Here is a 20,592-nt window from a genome sequence, read left to right as displayed (position 1 = left end):
AAAAGAACACAGGATTGCACAAAAATTCAGATGAAAATTGTTGACCATGATTTTGCAATTTCTCAGATGCATACTTGCAAAAATGAAAAGTGCATAGTATAATCATTTTGTTAATATAAGGGGGTAGTTGAAAGTGCTACAAGAGTTGAAGCCGATTTCCACGATCGCATCGCAGGTCCAAGCGTCTACCACTCTGGTCATCGACAGCATGTTTAAAGAGATGAAAGCTGCCGGGGTCGATGTGGTTGGTTTTGGTGCGGGAGAACCCGATTTTCCCACGCCGGAGCACATCAAACAGGCAGGTATCTCCGCCATTGAAAGCAATAAGACAAAATATACGCCCGCTTCGGGTATGATGGAACTGAAAAAAGCAGCATGCTACCGTTTGGAGCAGGATTTTGGGCTGCACTACGAACCGAGTTCGATCGTCGTAGCTTCGGGCGCTAAGCATGCCATCTATATCGCGCTGATGGTTTTGTGCAATCCGGGCGATGAAGTGGTCATTGCTGCACCATACTGGGTATCGTACAGTGAAATGGTCAAGCAGGCTGGCGCTGTCCCGGTTATTGTCGCTGCCGGTGAGGAACAGCACTTTAAGATCACCGCAGAACAGCTGGAAGCGGCTATTACCGATAAAACCAAGGTATTTATGCTCAATTCGCCGTCCAACCCCACTGGCATGGTCTACTCCCGCGCGGAATTGCAGGCGATTGCAGATGTTTGTGTCAAGCACAATATCTATGTGATCGCAGACGATATTTACACCAGCCTGGTATACGATGGCATCGAATGCACTTCCATTGCTACCCTGGGTGAGGAGATCAAGCGCCGGTGCATCGTCATCAACGGTGTATCCAAGTCTTATGCCATGACCGGCTGGCGTATTGGCTATGCCTGCGCTGAACCGTCGATCGCGAAGATCATGAGCAATTATTTGAGCCATTCGACTTCCGCCCCGTCTACCATTTCTCAGGTTGCAGCGATTGAAGCGCTCACTGGTCCGCAGGAGGATATTGAAGAAATGCGCAAGGCATTTCAGGCACGGCGTGACCATCTGGTGGAGCGCATGAATCAGATCGAAGGCATTTCCTGCATCAAGCCGCAGGGTGCGTTCTACGTCATGATGAACATGAAAAACTTCCTCGGCAAGACCATGTATGGCCAGAAGATCGAAAGCGATACCGATTTTGCTCGCCTGTTCCTGGAAAAGGGACTGGTGGCAACGGTGCCGTGTGAATCGTTCGCTGCACCGGGCTTTGTCCGCTGGAGTTATGCAACCTCTATGTCTGATATCGATAAGGGCATCGATCGTTTGGAACAGTTCATAAAAAATGCATAAAACTGCGTTTTTTCTTGAAAAAACAGGTGAATAGTGGTAAACTGAGAACGGACTGTGTAAGTCCGTTCTTTTTTACTTTGCAGGGTTCCTTTTGGGGAAACAACCAAAAACGTAGGGTTCGCGTTCCATGAACCGACGGATTTTGTAAGTTGCCCAAAACGAATCCTCAAAGGGTTTGCTGTGAGAAAGACTGCTGTAAAAAACGAGAAAGGAACAAACCTGATGAACAACGTTTATGAAAGCCCGTTTTCCGCACGTTATGCATCCCCCGAAATGCTTTATATCTTCTCGCCGGATATGAAGTTCTCCACCTGGCGCCGCTTGTGGATTTCTCTGGCAAAAGCCGAGATGGCGCTTGGTCTGCCCATTACCCAGGAGCAGATCGACGAGATGGAGGCCAATAAGGACAACATCGACTACGAAGTTGCCCGCCAGCGGGAGAAGGAAGTGCGTCATGATGTCATGAGCCATGTGTATGCTTTTGGCAAGGTGGCGCCTAAAGCGGCCGGCATCATCCATTTGGGTGCAACAAGTGCTTATGTAGGTGACAATACCGATATTATCCAGCTGCGGGAAGGCCTGAAGCTGGTGCGCAAAAAGCTGGTTGCTGTTTTGGAAAAGCTGGGCAAGTTTGCCGATGAACACAAGGCACAGCCGACCCTGGGCTTTACTCATTTCCAACCGGCGCAGCTTACCACCGTCGGCAAGCGTGCGACGTTGTGGATGAATGAACTGCTGATGGACTTGGACGAAGTCGAATACCGCATTGAAAATCTGCGTATGCTCGGTTCCAAGGGCACGACAGGCACCCAGGCTTCGTTTGTAGAGCTGTTCGATGGCGACGATGCCAAGGTGCGCGAACTGGAAAAGCGGATTGCAGATGACTTTGGCTTTGCCGGTGTGGTTCCGGTATCCGGTCAGACCTATTCCCGCAAGATCGATGCGCAGGCGCTGGCGACCTTGTCCGGCATTGCGCAGTCGGCTTCCAAGTTTGCGACCGACCTGCGTTTGCTTCAGCACCTCAAGGAGATTGAGGAACCGTTTGAAAAGAATCAGATCGGTTCGTCGGCCATGCCGTATAAGCGCAATCCGATGCGTTCGGAACGCATCTGTGCACTGGCGCGTTATGTCATCTGTGACAGCCTCAATCCGGCATTCACCGCGGCGACGCAGTGGTTTGAACGCACCCTGGATGACTCGGCCAACAAGCGTATCTCGATCCCGGAAGCATTCTTGGCCATTGATGCGATTTTGAACATTATGATCAATGTTGTGTCTGGTCTGGTGGTATATCCGAAGGTCATTCACAGCCATGTGATGAACGAGCTGCCCTTTATGGCAACTGAGAATATTATGATGGATGTTGTTAAGCGCGGCGGCAATCGGCAGGAACTGCATGAACGCATCCGTGAGCACTCGATGGCAGCTGGCAAGCGGGTCAAGGAAGAAGGTCTGGACAATGACCTGATCGACCGCATTGCAGCCGATCCGATGTTTGGCATGACTCGCGAGCAGATCATGGCGCATTTAGACCCGGTTTCGTATATTGGCCGTTGCCCGGCACAGGTTGAGGATTTCCTGAAGGATGAAGTTGCTCCGCGCATTGCGCCATATCAGCAGGAAGAAGAGATCGAAGTGGAAATCAATCTGTAACCTTCCAAATACGTTGACAAGGGCAACCTCGCAGCGTATAATATACTTCATGTGTAAAGCTCAAGGAGGTTTCAAAAGTGAAGAAAAGTATAATTTCCTTCCTTGCGGTCATGCTCATCATTGTTTTTTTGGGTGTGTCCGTAATCACAGGGCTGTATTTTCCAGGTGGATTCAGCCGGCCGACTGCGGACAGTGCCGCAAGTTCGGATGCAAGTAGCACCACCAGTGAAGAGGTCGATTACAAGACCATTATCCCGAGCATTTTTGACACCGAAAACGGCATTCGGCGTGGCTTGGATCTGGTCGGCGGTTCGTCCATCACGTTTGAAGCACAGCTTCCGGAAGGATATGACACCAGCCGCCTGAGCGCGGATATGAACAGTGCCATTGAAATTTTGCGTTATCGTCTGACCAGCGAAGGATACACCGAAGCACAGGTATCCCAGCAGGGCGATAATCGCATTACCGTTGAGATCCCGCAGATCAAGAACCCGGAAGAAGCGGTTCAGGTTCTGGGACAGACGGCACAGCTTTCCTTCCAGGATGCAGATGGTAAGGAATGGCTGTCGGGCAGCGATATCAAGAGCGCAAGCTCGCAGTATGGCAGCACCAGCGGTTCGGCGATTGCAACCTACTACGTTAGCCTGGAATTTACCAAGGAAGGCCGCGAGAAGTTTGCAGAAGCAACCGAAACCATTGCTGCTCGTACCGATGACAAGAGCATGTACATTGTTCTGGACGATCAGGTCATTTCTTACCCGCAGGTCAACCAGAAGATCGACGATGACGGTTGTGTCATTGAAGGTAACTTCACCGAAGAAAGCGCACGTCAGCTGGCCAACCTCATCGGCAGCGGTGCTCTGCCGTTCTCGCTGGAGCAGGTAGAACTGCGTGCCGTTGGTCCGCAGCTGGGTGCTAATGCACTGAGCAGCAGCGTGAAGGCTGCCATCATCGGTATCATTCTGGTAGCCGTTTTCATGATCATTGTTTACCGGCTGCCGGGCTTTGTATCGGTCATCGCTTTGGGCTTCTATATTGTAATTGAGGCTGTGGTTCTGGGTCTGCTGAAGGTCAACTTGTCGCTGCCTGGTATCGCAGGTATCATCTTGTCCATTGGTATGGCCGTGGACGCCAATGTCGTTATCTTTGAACGTATTAAGGAAGAACTGCGCAATGGCAAGACGGTCAAGGCTTCGATCGATGCAGGCTTTAAGCGTGCGTTCACCGCGATTTTGGACTCCAACGTAACGACCTTGATCGCTGCTGTGGTTCTGTACTTCTTTGGTAGCGGTACGATCGTTGGCTTTGCGACCACCTTTGGTTTGGGCGTTATCATTTCGATGTTTACGGCTCTGACGGTTACCCACTTCCTGCTTAACCGCATGGTCGATTTCAAGATCAAGAGCCCGAAGGCTTATGGCGCGTAAGAAAGGAGGATGAACGAAATGAAAGCAAAATTTCCCATTATCAAGAATTTTAAGATTTTCGGCATCATCTCCATCTTGCTGTGCATCACTGGTTTTGTTAGCCTGATCTTGCTGCCGTTTGGCACCAATCCCTACAATTTGGCGATCGACTTTGCAGGCGGTACCCAGATTGAGTTCAATATGCATACCGAAGTGACGCAAGAGGTTGCCAATGAGATCGCTGCTTTGGTGGAAGAGCAGACCGGTGTAAAACCGGAAGCTCCGGTTGCAACGGGCACGGACAAGGATCATGTTATGATTCGCTCCACCAGCCTGGATACCGAGCAGCGTTCGGCGGTGATCGAAGCGATGAAGGAAAAATATAACCTCACCGACGATGATCTGGACAAGAATGAAGATGTAAGCGCCAGCGTTGGTAACGACCTGAAGCAGAAGGCCTTTGTTTCGGCTGCGATTGCGGTTGTGCTGATGCTGATCTACATTACCTTCCGTTTTGAGTTTACGTCGGGTCTGGCCGCTGTATGCTGCCTGGTACATGACCTTCTGGTGATGCTGTCGGTTTATGTTATCTTCCAGATTCCGCTCAACCAGAACTTCATTGCTGCGGCACTGACCATTCTCGGTTATTCGATCAACGCATCGATCATTGTTTTTGACCGAGTACGTGAGAATCTGCGCGTTTCCCGCAAGGAGAAGTTTGAAGAAGTTGCAGAGAAGTCGATCTGGCAGACCATGGGTCGTACGGTCAATACGACGCTCACGACCTTGTTTACGGTTGGCATGATCTTCATCCTGGGCGTCAGCTCGCTGCGTGACTTTACGCTGCCGCTGCTTGTCGGCATCGTGGGCGGTGCTTATTCTTCGATTTTCCTGGCAAGCTCGCTGTGGACTTTCTTCCGCAAGCACTTGCGCAAAAAGGCTTAATCATCCAGAGGATACCTGAATTCAGGTATCCTCTTTTACAACCAGTCAAGGGAGGTATTCATGAAAATCGGAATTTCGACCGCTTGTTTTTATCCGCAGCCGCTGGAAGATGCCGTGGAGCGTATTACAGCTCTGGGATTGCGGACAATCGAGATCTTTTTCAACACCGAAAGCGAATTTCAGCAACCCTTTCTTGGACAATTGAAAGAACGGCTTGCCTATCACGGCCTATCGGTCGTTTCGGTGCATCCGTTTACCTCTCTGATGGAAGGGATTCTGTTTTTCTCCGAATATGGCAGGCGGGCGGAGGATGGGTTTGCCCAGTATCGCCGCTATTTTCAGGCAGCGCGTGAGTTGGGTGCCCAGTATTTTACACTGCATGGAGAACGATATATGCCCGGCTTATCCGATACGCCGGAGGCTTTTCAGCGAAAGGTCGAGCGATACCGTCGCTTGTGCGAGGTCGCAGCCGACGAAGGCATGATTGTAGCACAGGAAAACGTGGCATGGTGCCGGTCGCGCGAACCGGCTTATTTGGCAAAGCTATATGAACAGGTGCCGCAGCTGCGTTATACGTTGGATATCAAGCAGGCCAACCGCGTCGGGCAAAGCTGGAAGGAATATTTTGATGTGATGGCGCCGCGTCTGGTGAACGTGCATATCAATGATTTCGACCAGACGCATGGCTGTTTGCTGCCGGGAGAAGGCCTACTGGATTATCGGGAAGTATTCCAACATTTAAAAGCTGCGGGTTACGACCGGCAGGTTTTGATTGAAGTATATTCTTCGAACTTTGCAAGCGATGAACAGATTTCCCGTTCGGTCTGCTTTTTACAGAATCAGGCACATGCTGTGGGCTATGCATTGCCTGAAAAATATGAAAAAAGTGCAAGGAACACTTCCATATGCACGAAAAAAATGGTATGATGGTAATAAACAAACGAGGTAGGTGTTGTTCCTGTGAAATGTCCATTTTGCAATTATCAAGATAGTAAGGTTGTGGATTCGCGGCCGACCGATGAAGGGACCAGCATCCGCCGTCGTCGGGAATGTCTGCAATGCGGCAAACGTTTTACCACCTATGAAACCGTAGAACGGCTGCCGCTGATGCTCATCAAGCGGGATGGTACCCGGCAACCGTATAGTCGTGACAAATTGTTGGCTGGGGTTATGAAAGCGTGCGAAAAACGGCCGGTGTCGCAGCAGCGTTTGGAGCAGCTGGTGGATCAGGTCGAACAGAAGTTGTTTGGCACTTTAGAATCCGAGGTATCTTCCAAAACCATCGGAGAAATGGTGATGGAAGAGCTGCGGGAGATCGATGAAGTCGCATATGTGCGGTTTGCGTCCGTCTATCGCCAGTTCAAGGATATCAATACCTTTATGGAAGAACTCAATACGCTGATTCGCGACAAATAAGGCGGTTTGAAAAGGCTGGAGTCTTTGGGACTCCAGCCTTTTTGTGCGAGTGGAGGAATACCGTCGGATTTGGAAACGTTTTGTAAAATTCCAGCAGACACTTTTGAAATTTCCATCCATGTGATATAATCAATACATAGATGCTGAAATGGCGGATTGCAATACAGAAAGAGGGATTGGAAATGAAACGAATTGGTATCCTCACAAGCGGCGGCGATTGCCAGGGATTGAATGCAGCGATTCGTGGCGTTGCAAAGGCGCTGTATGTAGAATTTGGGGACGATGTCGAAATCTACGGCATTTTGGACGGATATCGCGGCCTGATCGAAGGGGATTATCGTCTGATGCATCAGGAAGACTTTTCCGGTATCCTCACATTGGGCGGCACGATTTTAGGCACATCGCGGCAGCCGTTTAAGCTGATGCGTGTTGCAGACGATAAGAATGGCGATAAAGTCGAAGCCATGAAGGCAAATTATAAAAAGATGAAGCTGGACTGCCTGGTGATTTTGGGCGGCAATGGGACACATAAGACCGCACATTTGCTCTCGCAAGAGGGGTTGAACGTGGTAACGCTTCCCAAGACCATTGACAATGACCTGTGGGGCACGGAGATGACCTTCGGTTTTTACAGCGCGCTGGAGCTGGCAACTCAGGTAATCGACTGCATCCATACAACGGCGACTTCGCATGGCCGCGTCTTTATTGTCGAAATTATGGGGCATAAAGTGGGCTGGCTTCCGCTGTATGCCGGCGTGGCAGGCGGTGCCGACATCATCCTGCTTCCGGAAATTCCGTATAAGCTCGATAATATTGTCAAAATGCTGGAGCAGCGCGACAAAAAGGGCAAGCGTTTTTCGATTTTGGCTGTGGCAGAAGGCGCGATTTCGGCAGAAGAGGCACAGATGTCCAAGAAGGAATTTAAAAAGGCTCGTGCAGAATTGACCGATCCGGCAATTTCGTATAAGATTGCACGGGAACTGGGCAAAGAAATGGATCGTGAGATTCGCGTTGTTGTACCCGGACATTTCCAGCGTGGCGGCGGCCCCTGCTCGTATGACCGGGCGTTTGCAACCCGCCTAGGTACCGCGGCAGCCCGCTTGATTGCCGATCGCAATTATGGCAACATGGTCGCACTGCGCAACGAGGAAATCGTTCCGGTACCGCTCAGCGATGTGGCCGGAAAACTCAAAACCGTACCGCTGGATTGCAGCATGATTCGTTCGGCACGCAACATCGGCATTTCGTTTGGCGACTAAAATGAATCGGAAACCGCAGGAATTCATTCCTGCGGTTTTTTCTGTCTGAAAGTGCACATACCATATCGATGGGGCATAGTCTGACAATGCAAATGCGCAGTGAGGAGGATTTTTATGCCGACCATCTATTTGAGTCCATCGACCCAGGAATTTAACCTATATTACGACGGGCAGGGAAGCGAAGAGTATTACATGAACCTGATTGCCGATGCCATGGAGCCATATTTGACGGCTTCCGGTATCCAATATGTCCGAAACACACCGGATATGACCGCCGCTTCGTCCATTCGCGCTTCGAATGCTGGGAATTTTGATGTACATTTGGCGCTGCATTCCAATGCAGCACCCGAAAGTCTGTCTGGAAAGCTGCGGGGATCGGATGTTTATTTTTATCCCAGTTCCGACCGCAGTCGACGTCTGGCGGATATCATTGCAGCAAACCTCAAAGCCATCTATCCACTGCCCGATCGGGTATCGGCCCGTCCGACCGTGTCCATTGGGGAAGTGTCTCGGACCCGCGCACCAGCAGTGCTGGTGGAACTGGCTTATCATGACAATCCCGAAGATGCGGAATGGATTCGCAGCAACATTGGTTTGATTGCCCGAAATTTGGTGCTGTCATTGACCGAGTATTTTGGGATTCCCTTTATTGAACCAGAACCCATTCAAACGGCAACGGTTGAGATCAACAGCGGAAATCTCAATATTCGGGCCAAACCATCCCTGACCGCACCGATTATTGGGCAGACGCCCGATGGGGCACAGCTCTCTGTCCTGGGCAGCTGGAACGGCTGGTATGTCGTGCGCTACGGCACCGTAGAAGGCTATGTGCGCTCGGAATATGTGGTGCTCAATTACATGTAATCCCTAGAATACTTGACTGGTTTCATTCAAAATACCCAAATCTTTTCTTCAAAATTAGCAAAACCCACCAAAAGGTTTTGGCAATTTACCTTGAAAAAGCATGGAGTGATATAGTATAATAGAAGTAATTGTAGAGGAGGTTTGAAATGTACCAGATTCTGAAGAAAAAAACGCTGAATGCGAATACAAAACTGATGGTGATCGACGCACCATTCGTTGCACGCAAAGCACAACCCGGTCAATTCATTATTCTGCGTGTCGATGCAGACGGCGAACGTATCCCGCTGACCATTGCTGAATACGATCGGGAGCAGGGCCACGTAACGATCATCTTCCAGGAGATCGGTGCCACCACCAAGAAGCTGGGTCAGCTCAACGAAGGCGATAGCCTGCATGACTTTGTTGGCCCGCTTGGTCGCGCTTCCGAACTGGAAGGCCTGAAGAAAGTCGCTGTTGTTGGCGGCGGTCTGGGCTGTGCGATTGCTTACCCGCAGGCAAAGGCACTGCACGAAATGGGCGCTGAAGTCGATCTGATTGCTGGTTTCCGCAACAAGGATATTATCATTCTGGAAGATGAGATGAAGGCTGCATGCACAAATCTCCATCTGGTTACCGATGATGGTTCCAACGGCCGCAAGGCGCTGGTAACCGAAGTGCTCAAAGAACTCATTGACGCAGGCAACCAGTATGACGCAGTCATCGCCATCGGTCCGATGATTATGATGAAGTTTGTCTGCGAAACGACCCGTCCGTATGGCATCAAGACCATCGTATCCATGAACTCCACCATGGTAGACGGCACCGGCATGTGCGGTGGCTGCCGTTTGACGGTTGGTGGCGAAACCAAGTTTGCTTGTGTAGACGGCCCGGACTTTGACGGCCATCTGGTCGATTTCGACGAATCCATGCGTCGCTCGGCTATGTACAAGGCACAAGAAAAGGTTGCCATGGAGCATGAATGCAATCTGCATAAGATGGAGGTCAAGTAAAGATGCCGAATATGAATCCGAAAAAATGCCCGATGCCTGAGCAGGACCCCAATGTCCGCAATAAAAATTTCGAAGAAGTTGCGCTGGGCTATACCGCAGAGATGGCGGTAGAAGAAGCAACGCGTTGCCTCAATTGTAAGAATAAGCCTTGCGTTTCGGGTTGCCCGGTTGCGGTACAGATTCCGGAGTTTATTGCACTCGTTGCAGAGGGTAAGTTCCTGGAAGCTGCGGCCAAGATCAAGGAAACCTCGGCGCTGCCGGCAGTTTGTGGCCGTGTATGCCCGCAGGAGAGCCAGTGCGAATGCAAGTGCGTTCGCGGCATCAAGGGCGAACCGGTTGCAATCGGCCGTCTGGAACGTTTTGTTGCAGACTACGCTATGGCACATGATACCGCAGAAGTTGTAAAGCCCGAGCCCAATGGCCATAAGGTTGCTGTGGTTGGCGCAGGCCCGGCTGGTCTGACCTGTGCTGGCGATCTGGCACGTCTTGGCTATGCCGTTACGGTTTTCGAAGTGCTGCATACCGCAGGCGGCGTTCTGATGTATGGTATTCCGGAGTTCCGTCTGCCCAAGGCAATCGTACAGAAGGAAATCGATACCCTGAAGGCAATGGGTGTTGAATTTGTTCTGAACTTTGTCGTTGGCCGTTCGGAAACCATCGACGACCTGTTTGCAGATGGTTATGAAGCGATCTTCGTTGGTTCGGGCGCAGGCCTGCCGAGCTTCATGCATGTACCGGGCGAAAACTTCAATGGCGTTTATTCGGCAAACGAATACTTGACCCGTGTAAACCTGATGAAGGCCTATAAGGAAGGCGCAGATACGCCGATCCTGCGTGCAAAGCGCGTTGCAGTCGTTGGCGGCGGTAACGTAGCTATGGACGCTGCACGTTGTGCAAAGCGTATGGGTGCAGACGAAGTATACATCGTATACCGTCGTTCGGAAAAGGAACTGCCGGCCCGTTTGGAAGAAATCCATCATGCCAAGGAAGAAGGCATTGTCTTTAAGTTCCTGACCGCTCCGCTGGAAGTTCTGGGTGATACCGATACCTATATGGTAAAGGGCCTGAAGTGCCAGGAGATGGAGCTGGGTGAACCGGACGCTTCCGGTCGCCGTCGTCCGGTTCCGGTAGAAGGCAGCGAGTTTACGCTGGATCTGGATGCGATTATTGTGGCAATCGGTACCAGCCCGAACCCGCTGATCCGTTCGACGACTCCGGGTCTGGATACCAATAAGCGTGGCTGCATCGTAGCAGATGAAGAGACCGGCCTGACTTCCAAGGACGGTGTCTTTGCAGGTGGCGACGCAGTAACGGGCGCTGCAACGGTTATTCTGGCGATGGGCGCAGGCAAGCGTGCTGCTGCTGCAATGCATGAGTACATCCAAAAGAAGAACGGCTAAGTTGCAGATTGTCTTGTCGAACTTTGTCGAAAAGTAAAAGAAGTTATGATTTTTGCCGGTGCAGAGCCTCTGCACCGGCATTTTTGTCTTGATTTTTCTATAAAATTGAGATATCTTATTTATGGATAATCTTGAAAAAGGAGGTGGAAAAGGTGAAAAAGAATACATGGTGGACCAAGCTCGTAGCACAGGCTGCTACCGCAGTTGCAGCTGTTGCTCTGGTGATGAGCCAGATCCCGTGCGCAGGTAAGTACTACCAGCCGGTAGTTCCGCAGAAGCTCCGCAAGTAAGAGATTTTTGCAAAGAATGGACAGGCAGCCTTAAAAAGGCTGCCTGTTCCTTTTCAGGCTTGTGTTTTGATAGAAAATAGGGTATCATGGAAGAAAACCATTACAACATCGTATGATATGGGAAAGATTGGGGTATGAGGGATGAAAAAAGGACATGCTTGGGCTCTATTGCCCATCGTTGTATTTCTGGCGCTGTTTATTGGATATGGCATATGGAATGACCATGATTTTTACAAAATGCCTGCCATCGCCGGGTTTGTCACGGCGCTGGTCGTTGCATTTTTGATGAACCCAAAGGTCAGCTTCCATGAAAAACTGAATGTAGCAGCTCGCGGCATGGCGGACGAAAACGTTATGATTATGTGTTTGGTCTTTGTCATGGCGGGTGCGTTTTCCGGTTCGGTGAGCGCTGCCGGTGGCGCAGATTCGACCGTCAATTTCGGCCTGTCGATTTTGCCGAGCAATATTGTTGTGGTCGGTATCTTTTTGATTGGCTGCTTTATCTCGACGTCGATGGGTACCTCGGTTGGCACCATTACCGTTCTATCGCCCATTGCCATTCAGGTTGCGGAAAAAACCAGCCTGCCGGTTGCCCTGTGCATCGGTGCGGCCGTTTGCGGCGCGATGTTCGGCGACAATCTGTCGATGATTTCGGATACGACGATCGCCGCGACCCGTACGCAGGGCTGCGACATGAAGGACAAGTTCCGCGAAAATATCAAGCTGGTGTTTCCAGCCGCGATTGTGACCATCATCATTTTGTTCGCTTGCACGATGGGGTCCAATTACAGAATCGAGGAACCGCTGACCTATGACTTTATCCGCATTGTACCATATTTGGTGGTTTTGATTGGTGCGCTGCTGGGCGGCAATGTTATCATGCTGCTCGCTGGCGGTACGGTATTGTCGCTTGGTGTTGGCCTGTTCTATGGCGATTTTGGTCCCAAGGACATCTTTACTGTCATGGGTGACGGTATCATGAGCATGTATGATATTACCGTCATTTCCATCATTGTGGCTGGCGTGGTTGCGCTCATCCGCATGAATGGCGGTGTGGATTGGATTCTGTATGTGATTCGCCGTCTGGTCCGTGGCAAACGCGGGGCAGAAATCGGTATTGCAGCGCTGTCTGCTGCGGTGGACTGCGCTACGGCGAATAATACCATTGCCATCGTCATTGCAGGCCCGGTTGCCAAGGAAATTGCCGAAGAATATGATATCAGTCCCAAGCGCACGGCATCGCTTTTGGATATTTTCACTTCGGTTTGCCAGGGACTGATTCCGTATGGTGCTCAGATCTTAACCGCCGTCAGCTTTACCGCCGGTACTGCGCTGGAAATCAGTCCGGTCGATCTGATTCCGTATTGTTTCTATCCGATGCTGATGGCTGTTTCGGCACTGCTCTTCATTATATTTGGGCGGAAGGGGAAAAAGACGGAAAAGTCGTAAGCCGAATGCCGATGGAGTGGAAAGCTTATCCTTGTGTTTGGTGATTGAATGTGCTATGATAAAACATACTTAATCGATATGAAATGATCGCCTAGAATGGAGGAAGTTTTATGAGCGTCTTGCAGGACTTTATGGAAATTCTCACCGGACACTTCAATAACCAAGAACAGATAGAAGCGCTGCAAAAGCAGGGTATCACCGATTTTCCTTATGCAGAACATGTGAATACAGCATGCAACGATAAAATTACCGGTTTGCCGCAGGACTTTGCAGGTGTATTTATGGTGGAGGAGAGCTATTACACCACCAACGGTAAGACACATGCGTCGCCGCATCTGTTTTTGTTTACCGAAGCAGAAGGAGAAGTCACGTTAACTTCGTATGACATTCCTGCGGGACAGGATAAGAATACCTTTTCCTATGCTACGATGCAGCTGGTCGCATATGCAGATTTGAAAGCCTCGACCAAGTTTACCCCTGCGGTTTATCGCTGCAAGGATGGCGTATGGGAAGGCGGCAGCGTGAGTATGTTTACCCCGGTTTTGAAATTTACGCTGTTTGAACGTTTTTCTGCCGAAAAGTTGGAAGTTTCGGAATCTATGGAGATGAACGGCAAGCGTACCTTTGGGTTTGATGAACCAATCGTATACAAGAGAAAATAAAGAAAAAAGGCCGGTCGAATGACCGGTCTTTTTCTATGGGCTGGAGAAAATTTTCTTTCCAAAGAGCCATCTTAAAGAAACCTTAAACGATTGGCTACTTTGTTTTTAAATGAAGCTGTGTCATAATAAAAGACAGAAAGGGAGGGGCAAGGATGTACAACATACTGGTTTGTGACGACGACCATGATATCGTTGCGGCATTGAAGATCTATTTGGGGGCAGAAGGATATCAGGTCTTTGCTGCCTACACGGGGGAAGAAGCTTTAAAAATCTTACAGGAAGAAAACATCCATCTGTGTTTGATGGATATTATGATGCCGGTTTTGGATGGCATTGCGGCGACTGCAAAATTACGGGAGATCAGCAATATTCCCGTTATCTTATTGACGGCGAAATCGGAAGATACCGATAAAATTTTGGGACTTACCATCGGTGCAGATGATTATGTGACCAAACCGTTCAATCCCATTGAAGTGGTTGCACGGGTCAAAAGTCAGTTGCGGCGATATACCATGTTGGGGGCGATGCCCACCCAAAATCCCAGTGTGATCACAATTGGCGGCGTGACGCTGGATGATGATAGCAAACGGGTGACGGTGGATGGCGATACCGTCAACCTGACGCCGATCGAATATAGCATTTTGCATTTACTCATGCAGAATGCAGGAAAAGTCTATTCCTCGGCCAAAATCTACGAACTGGTGTGGGAGGGAGCTGCGTATGGAAATTCGGACTCGACGGTCGCCGTACATATCCGGCATCTGCGGGAGAAAATTGAGATCAATCCGGCGGAACCCCGCTATTTGAAGGTAGTATGGGGACAGGGATATAAATTTTGTTCCGAAGGGCGCGGATGAGTTGGAGAACGGTGGGACGCTCTGCAGGTAAGGAGGATGAAAGCGATGAAGATTTATCACATTTATGCAAAGCCAATCAAGGTGGTGGCGGCCCTTGTCATGTTGGCAAGCTTAGTTTTCGCGGCTTTTTGGGGAGGTCAGGCGCTATTCGCGGCTTCCGTAGGCTGTTATTCTGAAGAATACTATAATAATTCGTTTTTCTATCAGGCGCAAGGAGAATATATTATGAATGCGCAAACGTGGTATGAGTACGATCAGAAACAGCAGAAGGATTACAGTGAATTGCAGTTCTATAACGAGCTAACCAAAAAACTGCAGGAATCCAGTTTGCGTGTGATTCTGGTTTATCAGGATGGTACAGAGTATCCAATCGCAGGCACCAAAGTGAATAATACGATGGAGGAACTGCCCTATTATTCCCATTACGAGGAAGATTATGGCTATAAGGTCTATTTGGACACATCTGGAACCTATCAGGACTGTTTTCTGTATCTTCGGGAGCAGTACCTGAATCACGTGCAAAATCGGTGGACGTATTTGATTCATGGCGGTATTTCGTTGGCGATTATGTTACTGGCGTGGATCGTGCTGCTGCTCAGTGCAGGGCGTTCTGCATCGGATGGCACGATCGCTTTGAAAGGATTTCACCGCGTTCCTTTTGATGTGCTGACCGTCGTATTTGCAGTTCTATGCTGCCTGATTACCGTGCCGATCGAAGAATATTTCTCCCTGCCATATTATGTTGGCGTGGAGGCTTATCAGATGCTGCCGTTTATGACCGGGTTAGTCGTCGCGGTCGTTGCAGGGGCAGTATTGCTGGTTTTGTTGTGGATTCATACAGGTGTAGCACGCATCAAGGGGCGGATGCTGCTGCGCAGCACCTTGATTTGGAAAGTTGGCGCGTGGCTTTGGCGGAAGCTGCACGGCGGCGTGGGATGTATGGTACGAGTTGGACAGCGGGCTGTGGCACAGCGGCACGCCAAACAACAAGAAGGCGGCGCGACGGAACCCAAGCCCAATGCTTTGCTTCCTCTTTTACGCAAAGTGCGGCATGGCTTGGGAACGATTTTCGGCCAACTCTCCGACTTGTTCCGGCACTTAAATGTTATTTGGAAACTGGTAGGCATTACGGCGGTATTGCTCATTGTTTTGGAATTCCTGGCATTCCACTCCGTTTATGATGGCGGCTTGTTTTTGCTCATGTTGCTGCTCGATATCTTGATTCTTTTGGGCGTCGGCTTTTTTGCCGTGCAGCTCGACCGGCTCAAAAAAGGTGGGGAGCGACTTGCAGGCGGCGATTTGGATTATAAGGTGCCGACCGATCACATGTATTGGGATTTACAGGACCATGCCCGCAATCTCAATGCGATTTCCGATGGGATGACGGTAGCCGTCGAAGAACGGCTCAAAAGCGAACGTATGCGTTATGAGTTGCTCACCAATGTTTCGCACGATATCAAAACCCCTTTGACATCGATCATCAACTATGTCGATTTGCTCAAGGGGGAACCGGTACCTGATGGTCCGGCCACAGAATATCTTGACGTACTAGACCGGCAATCCGCAAAACTCAAAAAATTGATTACCGATTTGATCGAAGTCAGTAAGGCAACGACCGGCAATATCACAGTTCATGCCGAACGCAGCCATGCTGGCGAACTGCTCCGGCAATGTGTCGGAGAATACGCAGAACGGTTTCAGTCCTGCAATCTGGATGTTGTGCTGAGCATCCCAGAGCAAGAGCCGTCGATTTATGCGGATGGACGCCTGCTTTGGCGCGTGTTTGATAATCTGCTTGGAAATATCACCAAGTATGCTATGCCGGGTACCCGGGTATATATGGATTTGGAAACCCGGTCCAATCAGGTGGTCATTTCTCTGAAGAATATCTCGCGTGAACGGCTCAACATTGCGGCAGATGAGCTGATGGAACGTTTTGTCCGCGGCGACGCTTCGCGTTCGACTGAAGGAAGTGGTTTGGGCTTGTCCATTGCACAAAGTTTGACCGAGCTGATGCAAGGCAAATTTGAACTGATGGTAGATGGCGATTTGTTCAAAGTAATTTTGACCTTCGAAAAGATGGAAGATGATACGTAAAGAGCAGCGGCCTTTTAGGCCGCTGTTTTTTATGCAAAAAAGGATTGCAATTTGTCAGCAGATTTGTTATTATATTTGACAGGTGACAAGACATATTAAAAAGGACGGATTCAAATGAGTAACGTAAAAGAATTTCTGCGGAGGAAGGACATCGAAATCTCCGCAAAACGATATGGTGTCGATGCACTGGGCGCCATGGCGCAAGGCCTGTTTGCCTCGCTTCTGATTGGCACAATCGTCGGTACGCTGGGCACCCAATTGGGCATCGATGTATTTGTCCAAGTGGGTGACTTCGCCAAAGAAACGCACGTTGTCGGCGCAGCGATGGCTTGTGCCATCGGTTGGGCACTGCATTGTCCGCCGCTGGTGCTGTTTTCGCTCATTACCGTTGGCTCGGCTACCAATGAATTGGGCGGCGCCGGTGGTCCACTTGCGGTGCTGATCATTACCGTCATTGCAGCCGAATTGGGAAAGGCGGTATCCAAGGAAACCAAAATCGATATCCTAGTGACGCCGTTTGTCACGATTTTCTCGGGCTGTATGTTAGCGGCTTGGTGCGCACCGGCCATTGGCGCTGCGGCCTCCGCAGTTGGGCAGATCATTATGTGGGCGACCGATTTGCAGCCGTTCCTGATGGGCGTGGTCGTTTCGGTCGTTGTCGGCGTCGCACTGACGTTACCGATTTCGTCGGCCGCCATTTGTGCAGCGTTGGGCTTGACTGGTTTGGCTGGTGGCGCCGCGGTTGCTGGTTGCTGCGCGCAGATGATCGGTTTTGCAGTGATGAGTTTCCGGGAAAACCGCTGGGGCGGCCTAGTTTCTCAAGGATTGGGGACCTCAATGCTGCAAATGCCCAATATTGTACGCAATCCGCGCATCTGGATTCCGCCCACACTGGCGTCAGCGATTACCGGACCAATTGCAACCTGTGTCTTTGGCTTGCAGATGAACGGTGCGCCCGTTTCGTCGGGCATGGGTACCTGCGGACTGGTGGGTCAGATCGGCGTATATACCGGCTGGATTTCGCCGACGAACAATGCAGCCCCCGTATCACCCGGTATGATGGAATGGTTGGGACTTATCCTCATCAGCTTCGTGCTGCCGGCCATCCTGTCCGTCATCTTTTGCGAGATCTTGCGGAAGATGGGATGGATCAAAGAAAACGATTTAAAATTAGAAGATTAAGATCAAACATGCGGCCTGCATTGGAGTAGGCCGCATGTTTTTGTATAAAACAGGTTATTTTGCCGGTTCGGTTGTGCAAAAGCACGATTTGGAGTATACTATATTCAATATCGAAAACTGTGGAATGAGGAAACGCCTATGAAAATCATGGTCATTGATGGCAACAGCATTTTAAACCGCGCGTTTTATGGCGTGCGGCTGCTCACCAACCACGAAGGCTTGTATACCAATGCAATCTATGGGTTTTTATCGACCTTTTTTAAGCTGCAAGACGAAGAATGCCCCGACCGGACAATCGTTTGTTTTGACGTGCGGGAAAAGACCTTCCGTCACAAGAAGTTTGACAGCTACAAGGCGACCCGAAAGGGGATGCCGGACGAATTGGCCGTTCAGCTGCCTGTGATGAAGGATGTGCTGGATAAGCTGGGAGTCACTTGCTGCGAACAGGCCGGTTATGAGGCAGATGATCTGATCGGCACGATCAGCCGGGTGCTCAACGAGCATGGGGACGAATGCGTCATTGTAACCGGTGACCGAGACAGCTTGCAGCTGGTCGGCGGCGGGACGACCGTTCGTTTGGTGACCACCAAGATGGGCCAGACGACCACGACCCGGTACGATGAAGCTTTGTTCCAAGAAGAATACGGATTTGCACCCATCCATTTGATCGATCTGAAAGCCCTGATGGGCGATTCTTCGGATAATATCAGCGGCGTACCGGGCATCGGGCAAAAAACAGCGATGAATCTGCTGCTGCGCTTTGGGTCGCTGGATGCGATTTACGAAAATCTGGACAGCCCCGACATCAAAAAAGGAGTACGGGACAAGTTGGAAGCCGGTGCACAAAGTGCGCGGGACAGCTTTTGGCTTGCGACGATTGATCGCAATGCGCCATTGCCTATCGACCCCACAGCGTTATCGGAAGAATTTATCGATGAGGAAGGGCTGTATGCCTTGCTGACTCGGTTGGAGTTTAAGAGCTTTATCAAACGCCTTGGTCTCACGGTCGACGATGTACCGGAAGCCCCGGAAAGCACGCTGACAATTCAAACGATGGACCAGTTTGAAGCAGGTCTAGCACAGATCAAATCCTGTAATGATACGGTCTATCTGTACATGACCGCCCGGCAGGACGCCTTTTGTTTGTTGCAGGGAAGTCAGGCTTTCGTTTATGTGGAGAACGATTTTTCCTCCGACGAGTGGTTTGAATTGCTGCGCCGTCTATTTTCCGGTGCCGTTCAGCTGGTGGCGCATGATATCAAAGAGAGCTATGTGCAGCTGATGGCCCGGTGCATTTGGCCAGAGGGTGTCGTATTTGACACTTGTCTGGGTGCCTATTTGCTCAATCCAGCCGAAGGAGCCTATGATTTGCAGCGGGTCACCCTGTCTTATTTGAATTTGGAACTGCCGGATGCAGCCTTTGAAAAAGAAGATGCCTTTTCTCCCTTGGGCGGGCGTGAGGAAGCGGTCCGCCTTCTGGCTCGATGGACCGAAGCAGTCAAGCTGGTGCACGATGAGATCGCCAAACGATTGGATGAGCAGCCTGCACTCAAAAAACTATACTTTGATCTTGAATTGCCGCTCATGACCGTGCTGGCCGATATGCAGCACATTGGCTGCAAGGCAGACCCTCAATTGCTGCAGGAGTTTGGCGAGCAGCTCGATGAGCGGATTGAGTCGCTGACCGAACGCATCTATGCGGATGCAGGCGGAACATTCAATATCAATTCCCCCAAACAGCTGGGCGAAATCTTGTTTGAGCGCCTGGGCCTTCCAGTGCAGAAAAAGACCAAGAGTGGCTATTCGACCAGTGCGGAAGTGCTGGAAGCCATTGTGGGATATCATCCCATCGTCGGGGAAGTGCTCGAATACCGGCAGCTGACCAAACTGAAAAGCACCTATGTGGACGGTTTGCTCAAAGTGATCGACCCCAAGGATGGGCGTATTCATTCGCATTTTCAGCAGACCGTGACCGCGACCGGACGGTTATCTTCGACCGACCCCAATTTGCAGAATATTCCGGTACGGACTGAGTTGGGACGGGAACTGCGCCGTATGTTCATTGCTGAGGACGAACAACATGTTCTGATTGATGCCGACTATTCACAGATTGAGCTGCGGGTATTGGCCCATATCGCGAAAGATGAAGCCATGCTGGAAGCTTTCCGGCACGGGCAGGATATCCATGCGGCGACGGCTTCCAAGGTCTATGGCGTGCCGCCGGAAGAAGTCACCAGCCAAATGCGCTCCAGTTGCAAGGCAGTCAACTTTGGTATTGTATATGGCATCTCCGATTTTGCGCTGGCGGGCGATATTGGGGTGACCCGCAAACAGGCGCGGGAATTCATTCAAAGCTATCTGGCGACCTATCCAGGTGTAGACCGATATATGCAGGAAAGCAAAGCGTTTGCCAAAGAACATGGATATGTCGAAACGTTGTTTGGTCGTCGCCGTTATTTGCCGGAGCTTTCCAGCAAAAGCTTTGCGATCCGTTCGTTTGGCGAACGCGTAGCCATGAATACGCCCATTCAGGGGACGGCAGCGGATATTATCAAAATCGCCATGCTGCGCGTCTGGCGCCGCCTGCGAGAGGAAGGATATCGCAGTAAATTGATCTTGCAGGTGCATGACGAGCTGATTTTGGAAGCCCCACTGGAGGAGCAGGAAGTCGTCACCAAGCTTCTGACCGAAGAAATGGAGGGTGCGATAAAAATGGATGCTCCTCTTATCGCAGAAGCGCATACAGGGCATGATTGGTATACTGCAAAGGGATAATTGTACCGT

Annotated in this window: 17 protein-coding genes; all 17 read left to right on the top strand. The window is 50.5% G+C overall.

The genetic code is table 11. The features are described 5' to 3' along the window. The first annotated feature begins 133 nt into the window (after positions 1–133). The 17 genes from EFB11_RS00790 to polA all read left to right on the top strand — a co-directional run bounded on the left by EFB11_RS00790 (position 134) and on the right by polA (position 20,583). On the top strand, positions 134–1,339 hold the full coding sequence (locus tag EFB11_RS00790; protein ID WP_243115137.1) for a pyridoxal phosphate-dependent aminotransferase: 1,206 nt from the start codon (positions 134–136) through the stop codon (positions 1,337–1,339). A gap of 222 nt (positions 1,340–1,561) precedes the next feature. Continuing rightward, positions 1,562–2,992, top strand: coding sequence for an adenylosuccinate lyase (gene purB, locus EFB11_RS00785; RefSeq protein ID WP_122788459.1), 1,431 nt, complete (start codon positions 1,562–1,564; stop codon positions 2,990–2,992). A 77-nt stretch (positions 2,993–3,069) separates the two neighbouring features. Continuing rightward, entirely contained in the window at positions 3,070–4,419 is a 1,350-nt protein-coding gene (gene secD, locus EFB11_RS00780) for a protein translocase subunit SecD (RefSeq protein ID WP_122788458.1), read from the top strand. 18 nt (positions 4,420–4,437) lie between these two features. After that, complete coding sequence (secF, locus tag EFB11_RS00775) at positions 4,438–5,343, top strand: protein translocase subunit SecF (RefSeq protein ID WP_164706529.1); 906 nt, start codon at positions 4,438–4,440, stop codon at positions 5,341–5,343. A gap of 60 nt (positions 5,344–5,403) precedes the next feature. Further along, positions 5,404–6,270, top strand: coding sequence for a sugar phosphate isomerase/epimerase family protein (locus tag EFB11_RS00770; protein WP_122788456.1), 867 nt, complete (start codon positions 5,404–5,406; stop codon positions 6,268–6,270). Between the two features lie 33 nt (positions 6,271–6,303). Then, positions 6,304–6,759 (top strand): transcriptional regulator NrdR, encoded by a 456-nt coding sequence (gene nrdR, locus EFB11_RS00765; protein WP_122788454.1) that lies wholly within the window; start codon positions 6,304–6,306, stop codon positions 6,757–6,759. A 182-nt stretch (positions 6,760–6,941) separates the two neighbouring features. Next, on the top strand, positions 6,942–8,018 hold the full coding sequence (locus tag EFB11_RS00760) for a 6-phosphofructokinase (protein WP_122788453.1): 1,077 nt from the start codon (positions 6,942–6,944) through the stop codon (positions 8,016–8,018). A gap of 114 nt (positions 8,019–8,132) precedes the next feature. Continuing rightward, positions 8,133–8,882, top strand: coding sequence for an N-acetylmuramoyl-L-alanine amidase (locus EFB11_RS00755; protein WP_122788451.1), 750 nt, complete (start codon positions 8,133–8,135; stop codon positions 8,880–8,882). A 146-nt stretch (positions 8,883–9,028) separates the two neighbouring features. Next, the gene (locus EFB11_RS00750) at positions 9,029–9,871 is read left to right on the top strand and encodes a sulfide/dihydroorotate dehydrogenase-like FAD/NAD-binding protein (RefSeq protein ID WP_122788449.1); all 843 of its coding nucleotides are present in this window, start codon (positions 9,029–9,031) and stop codon (positions 9,869–9,871) included. Between the two features lie 2 nt (positions 9,872–9,873). Then, the gene (gene gltA, locus EFB11_RS00745) at positions 9,874–11,271 is read left to right on the top strand and encodes an NADPH-dependent glutamate synthase (RefSeq protein ID WP_122788447.1); all 1,398 of its coding nucleotides are present in this window, start codon (positions 9,874–9,876) and stop codon (positions 11,269–11,271) included. Positions 11,272–11,423: 152 nt separating this feature from the next. Next, positions 11,424–11,561, top strand: coding sequence for an AgrD family cyclic lactone autoinducer peptide (locus tag EFB11_RS00740; protein ID WP_122788445.1), 138 nt, complete (start codon positions 11,424–11,426; stop codon positions 11,559–11,561). 141 nt (positions 11,562–11,702) lie between these two features. Next, positions 11,703–13,010, top strand: a complete 1,308-nt coding sequence (locus EFB11_RS00735; protein WP_122788444.1) for a Na+/H+ antiporter NhaC family protein — start codon at positions 11,703–11,705, stop codon at positions 13,008–13,010. A 110-nt stretch (positions 13,011–13,120) separates the two neighbouring features. Further along, on the top strand, positions 13,121–13,672 hold the full coding sequence (locus tag EFB11_RS00730; RefSeq protein ID WP_122788443.1) for a hypothetical protein: 552 nt from the start codon (positions 13,121–13,123) through the stop codon (positions 13,670–13,672). Positions 13,673–13,824: 152 nt separating this feature from the next. Continuing rightward, complete coding sequence (locus tag EFB11_RS00725; RefSeq protein ID WP_122788442.1) at positions 13,825–14,529, top strand: response regulator transcription factor; 705 nt, start codon at positions 13,825–13,827, stop codon at positions 14,527–14,529. A 225-nt stretch (positions 14,530–14,754) separates the two neighbouring features. Next, positions 14,755–16,626, top strand: coding sequence for a sensor histidine kinase (locus EFB11_RS00720; protein ID WP_164706528.1), 1,872 nt, complete (start codon positions 14,755–14,757; stop codon positions 16,624–16,626). A 114-nt stretch (positions 16,627–16,740) separates the two neighbouring features. Further along, entirely contained in the window at positions 16,741–17,808 is a 1,068-nt protein-coding gene (locus EFB11_RS00715; RefSeq protein ID WP_122788440.1) for a PTS transporter subunit IIC, read from the top strand. 138 nt (positions 17,809–17,946) lie between these two features. Further along, positions 17,947–20,583 carry a DNA polymerase I gene (gene polA / locus EFB11_RS00710; protein ID WP_122788439.1) on the top strand — a complete coding sequence of 879 codons (2,637 nt, stop codon included), beginning with the start codon at positions 17,947–17,949 and terminating at the stop codon, positions 20,581–20,583. Positions 20,584–20,592 lie beyond the last annotated feature (9 nt).

Origin of the sequence: Intestinibacillus sp. Marseille-P6563 (assembly GCF_900604335.1) — a bacterium.
In the GTDB taxonomy this organism is placed as follows: Bacteria; Bacillota; Clostridia; order Oscillospirales; family Butyricicoccaceae; genus Butyricicoccus_B.
This window is presented reverse-complemented; position numbering and strand designations above follow the sequence as displayed.